The sequence below is a fragment of the Stenotrophomonas maltophilia group sp. RNC7 genome (assembly GCF_030910085.1).
GTDB lineage: Bacteria > Pseudomonadota > Gammaproteobacteria > Xanthomonadales > Xanthomonadaceae > Stenotrophomonas > Stenotrophomonas sepilia.
Window position 1 is genome coordinate 1 of the sequence record NZ_JAVFVN010000095.1, and the last position, 392, is coordinate 392.

General features: G+C 29.1%; 1 pseudogene. It reads right to left on the minus strand.

The annotated features are described in order from the left end of the window. Window positions 1–392: pseudogene (locus RCF13_RS00945) on the minus strand (hypothetical protein); the annotation flags it as partial.

Genomic DNA, 392 nt, shown 5'->3' on the forward strand with positions numbered 1-392 from the left:
TCAATATTCTTTTTATCATGAAAAAAATTCGCTATTGTTTCAAGTTCTCTTGTCAAAGAATCTAAACTGTCAGGATGATCTGGTAAGTCCTTTTCATTTTGTTTTTTATAAACAGCTTTTCTTACATCTTTATTAAAATGAGGATTAAAATGTTTAGTATGCTTTGAAGTTAACCCAAGGCCTCTTAGTCTTTTCTCATCTGGTGTAAATCCAGCCCGATGTAATATAGCCCAATATATTTGTATTTTTCTAATTAATCTCGTTCTAGACTTAAGTTCAGTTTTTAACACTTCTTCTATAGAAGGCAGTATAACACTAGCAAAGCTATTAATATAAATTGAATTTTTTCCATCTTGCTCTAATAAAGAAGCTATTACACTTATACATTGACT